This window comes from Mesorhizobium sp. M1322 (assembly GCF_040318085.1).
Lineage (GTDB): Bacteria > Pseudomonadota > Alphaproteobacteria > Rhizobiales > Rhizobiaceae > Mesorhizobium.
In genome coordinates this window covers 1-6,353 of the sequence record NZ_JAMYLP010000160.1, presented here as the reverse complement: position 1 = coordinate 6,353, position 6,353 = coordinate 1, and the positions used below count along the sequence as shown (strand labels likewise).

General features: G+C 57.2%; 4 protein-coding genes, 5 pseudogenes and 1 other annotated feature. Of the genes and pseudogenes, 3 read left to right on the top strand and 6 right to left on the bottom strand.

What is annotated here, in order from left to right; translation table 11 throughout:
- A pseudogene (locus NKH12_RS29585) lies at nucleotides 1-127 on the top strand (transposase); the annotation flags it as partial.
- A gap of 39 nt (nucleotides 128-166) precedes the next feature.
- On the opposite strand, the pseudogene NKH12_RS29580 reads toward NKH12_RS29585, so the two are convergent.
- The 4 genes and pseudogenes from NKH12_RS29580 to NKH12_RS29560 all read right to left on the bottom strand — a co-directional run.
- Nucleotides 167-1,346, bottom strand: a pseudogene (locus NKH12_RS29580) (IS3 family transposase).
- Nucleotides 997-1,113 (bottom strand) — a sequence feature (AL1L pseudoknot). (Overlaps the previous pseudogene by 117 nt.)
- Nucleotides 1,246-1,638, bottom strand: coding sequence for an ABC transporter substrate-binding protein (locus tag NKH12_RS29575; RefSeq protein WP_352956356.1), 393 nt, complete (start codon nucleotides 1,636-1,638; stop codon nucleotides 1,246-1,248). Before NKH12_RS29575 ends, NKH12_RS29580 begins: the two are co-directional and overlap by 101 nt.
- Nucleotides 1,639-2,454: 816 nt before the next feature.
- Complete coding sequence (locus NKH12_RS29570; protein ID WP_352956355.1) at nucleotides 2,455-2,829, bottom strand: EutQ-related cupin domain-containing protein; 375 nt, start codon at nucleotides 2,827-2,829, stop codon at nucleotides 2,455-2,457.
- An 868-nt stretch (nucleotides 2,830-3,697) separates the two neighbouring features.
- A pseudogene (locus NKH12_RS29560) lies at nucleotides 3,698-3,827 on the bottom strand (IS110 family transposase); the annotation flags it as partial.
- A 165-nt stretch (nucleotides 3,828-3,992) separates the two neighbouring features.
- Between NKH12_RS29560 and NKH12_RS29555 the strand changes: the two are divergent.
- A pseudogene (locus NKH12_RS29555) lies at nucleotides 3,993-4,137 on the top strand (IS3 family transposase); the annotation flags it as partial.
- Nucleotides 4,138-4,461: 324 nt separating this feature from the next.
- Entirely contained in the window at nucleotides 4,462-5,301 is an 840-nt protein-coding gene (locus NKH12_RS29550) for a GNAT family N-acetyltransferase (protein ID WP_352956354.1), read from the top strand.
- A 476-nt stretch (nucleotides 5,302-5,777) separates the two neighbouring features.
- Here the strand turns inward: NKH12_RS29550 and NKH12_RS29545 are convergent.
- Together NKH12_RS29545 and NKH12_RS29540 are read right to left on the bottom strand one after the other, a co-directional pair.
- Nucleotides 5,778-6,073: pseudogene (locus NKH12_RS29545) on the bottom strand (transposase); the annotation flags it as partial.
- A gap of 66 nt (nucleotides 6,074-6,139) precedes the next feature.
- Nucleotides 6,140-6,353 (bottom strand): transposase (locus NKH12_RS29540; protein ID WP_352956353.1); only part of this gene is annotated, 214 nt, incomplete at its 5' end.

Here is a 6,353-nt window from a genome sequence, read left to right as displayed (position 1 = left end):
GAACTCAATAGAGGCGTTGAACTCGAAACTTCGACGGGCTGCCAGGGCCAGGGGCCATTTCCGCAGCGACGATGCTGCGACCAAGCTGCTCTGTCTGATCTTGAACCGTCGGAAAAAGAGTGGGAAATGAACCGCCCCGGGTTTTCCGGAGGCCGTTTCGTTTGAGTCACGCGGCTATGGCTGGTTCATCCAACATGGCGTAGTAGCGTTCCTCGGCTTCGGCCGGCGGGATGTTGCCGATGGGCTCCAGCAGCCGGCGATTGTTGAACCAGTCGACCCATTCGAGCGTGGCGAACTCGACGGCCTCGAATGAGCGCCAGGGTCGGCGTCGATGGATCACCTCGGCCTTGTAAAGACCGTTGATCGTTTCGGCGAGAGCATTGTCGTAAGAGTCGCCGACACTGCCCACCGAAGGTTCGACGCCGGCCTCCGCCAGGCGCTCGGTGTATCTGATAGAGACGTATTGGCTGCCTCTATCGCTGTGATGGATGAGCCCGCCTCCCTGCACGGGCCGCCGATCATGGAGAGCCTATTCCAGAGCGTCCAGAACGAAGCTGGCATGCGCCGTCCGGCTTACCCGCCAGCCGACGATCCTTCGCGCATAGGTGTCGATGACAAAGGCGACATAGACGAAGCCCGTCCAGGTCGCGATGTAGGTGAAGTCGGAGACCCACAGCATGTTCGGCGCCGGGGCATGGAACTGGCGATTAACGTGATCGAGAGGGCATGGTGCCGCCTTGTCGCTCACCGTGGTGCGGATCGGCTTGCCGCGGATGATGCCTTCGAGGCGCATGGCCTTCATCAGGCGGGCAACCGTGCATCGGGCGACATCGAAGCCCTCGCGTTGCAACTGCCGTCAGATCTTGCGAACGCCATAGACGCGGAAGTTAGCCTCGAACACGCGTCGGACCTCATCCTTCAAAGCCTCATCCCGCTTCATCCGAGCCGACAGCGGGAGGGATCGATGCGCTTGGCGACATGGTCGTGGTAGGTCGACGGGGCGATCGGCAGCACCTTGCAGATCGGCTCGACCCCATGCGCCTCGCGGTGATCGTCGATGAACGCGATCATGGCTTGAACCGGCGGTCGAGCTCCGCCTGGGCAAAATACGCGGAAGCCTTGCGAAGGATCTCGTTGGCCTGGCAAAGCTCGCGGTTCTCGCGTTCCAAAGCCTTGAGTTTCGTCGCCACATCCGTAAGCACACCGGCTCGCACGCCACTGTCGCGCTCGGCCTTCTTCACCCACTCATGCAGCGTCTGCGCCGTGCAGCCGATCTTGGCGGCGATCGACGAGACCGCCGCCCACCGCGAGGCATGCTCGCCTTCGTGATCCAGAACCAGCCGCACCGCACGGGCTCGGACCTCGGGAGAGAACTTGTTGGTCGTCTTGCTTGTCATGGCTCCACCTTCTCAGGAGCTGGAGCCTCCGATCAACCCGGGGCGGTTCAGTTTCCGCATCCAGGGCCGTCATCGATTGGACTAGATCAAGGCCGCTCGTGTCGTTGAAGCCACTGTTTAGTTCGTCAGGTGTGCCTATCGATTTGAGCAGATAATTGTATGTGAATGTTACATCATTGGCTGCGGCAGGATGGCCATCCGACCACTTCATTCCAGGCCAAATTTTGAAAGTCCACGTCACGTCATCGTCGGCTACAGACCAAGATTTAGCGAACCCCCGCCGATCAGTATAAGCCAGCGGCCACCAGTTACTCCAGGAGATGAACCGGCTCAACGTATCGGGGGCGATGCCCGCGCCGATACGCAACGATGTGATCGCTATAGGATGCGGCGGCCAACCCTGAGTTTAAAGTCCATGGAACTGCAGATCCCAAGATCATCGCTTTCATGACCGAACGGCGACTTAACGAGTTATTGCTCATTCTTCATGCCCTCCATATTCGTTCACTATCGTTGGGCCAGTGTGCCTATGGAGAATCTAGCACGAGGGAACGTTTTCCGTTAATTTTCAGTTATCGGCGCAGGATGAAAGCGTATTCTCTTCGGCGGGCGCAGAGTTTCGAGGCATAGGAGGCGTAGGCTCCCATGTCTCCCAGGGCTGAGCAAGTCAGACTCAAGACTGTCTTTTGGAGGCAGTCACGGAGTTCTGGATCGCCTGATCCTTCGAGACGAACAGTACATAAATGGTTGTGAATGTGTTCTGTGAAGGCATTGGCCGTTTCTGATGAGTGATGGATCCTCTTCAAACTAAATGACCCGCTTTAGGGCAACTCCGGGTAGCCGGCGAGATTTTCTGCTATATTTACATTTCTACAGACTTGAGCAAGTTGCTCGTTGACAGTAGCTGATTATTATACTTCGCCGAGCACCAAGCATACAAAACGTCACCCGTTATGGCAATCCAGAGGAGGGGTGCCCGGACCATCGGCCGAGGATCAAACGCTCCCGGACGATCTCGCGGCGAACGAGCTCGGTGCATCGCCAGTCACGAAAGTCGCTATTCTCGGTCTTTGCGATATCGGATATATCGGGCATCCTTTCTCCAGTCGGCCGGGGAAATTACCCAATATACCAACGCAAGGCCGATCGACCGATATCTCGCAGAGGTACCATTCGGAAGCCATATGCAATCACCCTTTGCGAGCGAGTAGGCATTGCCATCCGCTGAGACCTCGAGGAGTCCTCCTGGATCAATGCAAATCAGCATCTCGTCGTACCAAAGGGTCCAATCGAAGTCCGAATCTCGAAAAGAGGTGATGCCGCAGGAAAACGCCGGGTGGTCTTGCTCATTGATATACTCGTGTACGGATGTACCCCGGTCGTTAAATCTCCGCTCGAAGCCGATAGGGCGAAAATACTTCACTTCTGCCATGGCAGTCTCCTAAGATGTTCAGGCATAGTGTCCCGCCCTGTGGGACGCATCGGTAGCCGTCTTGCTACAGTATCAGTCTCCACAGGCGGCTTTCGTCCTAATTGTCTTATCCAGGCGCAATAAACCCACATCTTCTTTGGCTTTCTGTCCATTGCTCCTCGCAGCGAGCGACTAAGGTTGAGGCGCGGTTGTGTCGACAAGTGCAAAGGCCCGCTGTGTAACGTAGGGCTGGCGGCCGTTCAGACTTGAACCCGCCAGAGGACCCGGTCGTGGGGTAGCCGGAATACTACCAACCTGCTGCTCTCCGCAGGAGTATTCCCTGTTCTTCTCTTGCATTTGACATCGAATCCCGAGCCAAGCCAGCCTGTGCTGGCGGCGCGAAGCGTAAGCCTGGCACTACAATGTGCAAACGCTATACCAAACTGAAGAAGTTGTTATTTCAACCAATAGGCGATTTCCGCTCTGATCGACATGTCGGCAACGGCACGACATTGTGCGACTTCTGACAATTGGGACTCGAAAGCGCAGAGCTTGAAGTCTTACCACAGCGGACCCTGCCGCCACCAGCTTTCGATAGCGAGCACAAAGTCTCATTGGCCTTTAGCAATCTTCGAACGGTCCTTAGTAACCCTCCAGTGGTGACTGAACCGTTGGGCTTACACGTGCGGGGAAGCGATACCAAGCGCCTTCTATGAGCACCCTTCTGGCCCTTGTGCTGCCTGCCTTTATGATGCCACCGCGCTTGCCCGTTCGCCCGTTGAGCTTTCCGACGGCATGAGACCGAGACGGCCGCGACGCAACAGTTGCTAACGTGACTATTTCAGCGCGACGCTGGCCGCCTCTTCAGCGCGTCGCCGCCTCGCGGGCCCCGCACCAGGTCGCAGATCGCCTCATGGCCTTCATCAGGAACCCAGATCGGGTCAGTTCGCCTGCGCGGTGCAGGCGCGCCAGACTTAGGACATCCCGGCGCGGTTTGTCTTTGCCCGATCGCCCGCACGCTTGGGCACCATGGGGGCAAGGCTCCGGCCTATCAGAGCAACGCCCGAATTCAGCTTACCGCGGGCCACCTTCACCCCACGAACATAGTTCTAATAGCGTGTGGGACTAAGCCGGCACGGGTGGCCGCTATGGGCGTTCAGTTGAGGCCGTGCCCATGGGCAGACCTGTTGGCCGATCCCATGCTCGACGTCTTGACCTTGAGCGAGATGCTCGGAAAACTTCAGACGCTTGGGTCGAGGAGGAACGCCGTGACCTGGGCGATCGAGAACAAGGGCTATTTGGCAACGCCGGGCTTGCGGGCTCGTCGGCGGGACTGTCAGGAATTTCATGGTGCGCCAGGCGAAGCTTGCGCGGTCTAGCCGGGGGAACTCCGGTCCGGATAAGCAAACTGGGAGAATGAGACGCGAACCCTGACGCATTGAAAGAACACCGTTCTTCAATTTGGCACGCCCGTTGCCCTTTGAACAGCGACGGGCGATGCAGCCATTCGATGTAGTGTCTATCGCTTGCGAACGCTGGACCTGCCCAAGAATCTCGCGCGGGCGGCACCAACCGCTTTCTGGAGACGCCGAGCGGTCCGGCGGCATTGCTGACGCTTGCGAGATCAAGACTTACACAGAAGAGGAAAAGGCTATGCGGAGCACCGAAATCGAGTTCGCCAATTTCCGAAGCGTACATCTCAACCAGACGCTGAAGCTCACGGCTCAGGTCGGGTGGAGCCACCGCAGGAATGATTTGTCGATGCTGCTGGGCTTAGGCTGCGGCTATGTAGCGATTATGAACAACCATGTGGTCGGAACGATGTGCATGACCTACTTTGGAGAGGTCGCAACTATCGGGCTTCTGATTGTGGACGAAAAGATGCGTGGCCAGGGGCTGGGCAGTCAGCTCATGAAGCTCGCCCTAGAAAAAGCGGGCAGGCGTGAATGCCGCCTCATAGCATCGCCTGATGGGGAGATTCTCTACCGCAAACTCGGATTTGATCAGTTGGAAGTCGTATCCACTCATGAAGGAATAGTTGAAGGCGAGGAGGACCCGGGTGGGGCTGAATGGGCAACCCGACATGATTTTGAGCAGATTGCGGAGATCGATCGAAGCGCCACGGGAATAGATCGCCGCACCTTGATATCCACCCTTTGGAACAGGGGAGTATTCGCCGTCATCCGGCATGGGGGGAAGGTAGCGGGTTATGCCACAATGCTACGGTACGGGCGTGGCGAAGTCGCTGGGCCAGTCGTCGGAGGTAGCACCGAAGAAGCAAGGTGCCTATTGTCCTTTCTGTTTTCACACCGCATCGGCGCATTTTTTCGGGTAGATCTTCGTAAGCAGTCCGGGCTCGCGGATTGGCTGGACTCAATTGGAATTACCGAGGTCGTGACGTCCAAGGCTATGCGCCGCGGCAACATCCACCCGGATATTGAATCACCCTTCCGCACCTATGTGCTCGCCACAATGCAGTTCGGTTTTCCATAATTAAAGCGTGTCGCGATTAATTTGGCTCATATCCGGCAGCTTTGAAGAAGTTTTTGCATTCTGATGGCTCGAACAGGTGACAGATATCGCCGAGAGCCCTCGCAGAGTGTCGAAGGTTTTGCCGCCTTCTTTCGTAGCCGCGGCCTTGAGTTTGAGATAGGCCATCTCGATTGATGGAGTTGTCTTCTCTATTTGGCGTGGTGAGGTCAAGCGCCTTCTGACTATCCGCCCCAATGGTGATTAATGCCTTCGCAGCATCGCGCTTCTCTCCGGTCTCGGCCTTTGTGGCCCTCCCATTATGGGACCAGAAGAATGGGACGGAACAATCTAATCGGCGACCCTGATCGCAATATGCGACCGCAACAGACAACCACGCGAACTCACCCCATCCATCGTCCTGCGAAGGACATCTTTCATCTTTCCACCGGCGGCGGAATCTTATTGTCTCCTTTGGTTCTCCCTATCCTGGTTGCTAATTACGCAGCAACAGGCAAGCTCTCCCGTGTCCAGCAGAATTCGGTTCCGTCACTCCACATGCGATGCATGATCACCGCAAGCCGCCGGGCCAAGGCTACAATCGCCTTTGCCTGCCGCGGCGTTTGGCGATATTCATCGCCCAGGCTTTTAGCCAAGACCATTTCTTGACATTAGCCAGCAGGACTTGCGCTGCTTCGTAAAGCAGGGATCGCATCATCGCGTCACCACAACAGGATACCCGCCCGACCCGTTTACTTTCACCAGACTCGTTCAGTTTCGGCGTCAGGCCGAGGATCGTGTCCCAGGGCGTGGTGTAGCTGGCGGCATTGGTCGCCGTGCTCTCCGGCATGGGCCGGGCAGATCAGCGCGCCACGGCTGGCAGGCTGATCAGGGGATCATCGCTCATCTGGCTGATCGTTTCCAGGGTCATATATCTGGCCCGCTGCACTGCCGATTCATCGTTCTGTTCGAGCAGGATTGCGCCGACCAGGCGCACGATCGCATCGTCGTTCGGGAAGATTCCGACGACCTCGGTGCGCCGCTTGATCTCACCGTTGAGGCGCTCGATCGGATTG

Coding starts and splice junctions, on each gene's coding strand:
- NKH12_RS29570 (WP_352956355.1), bottom strand. CDS start 2,829: ATGGCAGAAGTGAAGTATTTTCGCCCTATCGGCTTCGAGCGGAGATTT.
- NKH12_RS29550 (WP_352956354.1), top strand. CDS start 4,462: ATGCGGAGCACCGAAATCGAGTTCGCCAATTTCCGAAGCGTACATCTC.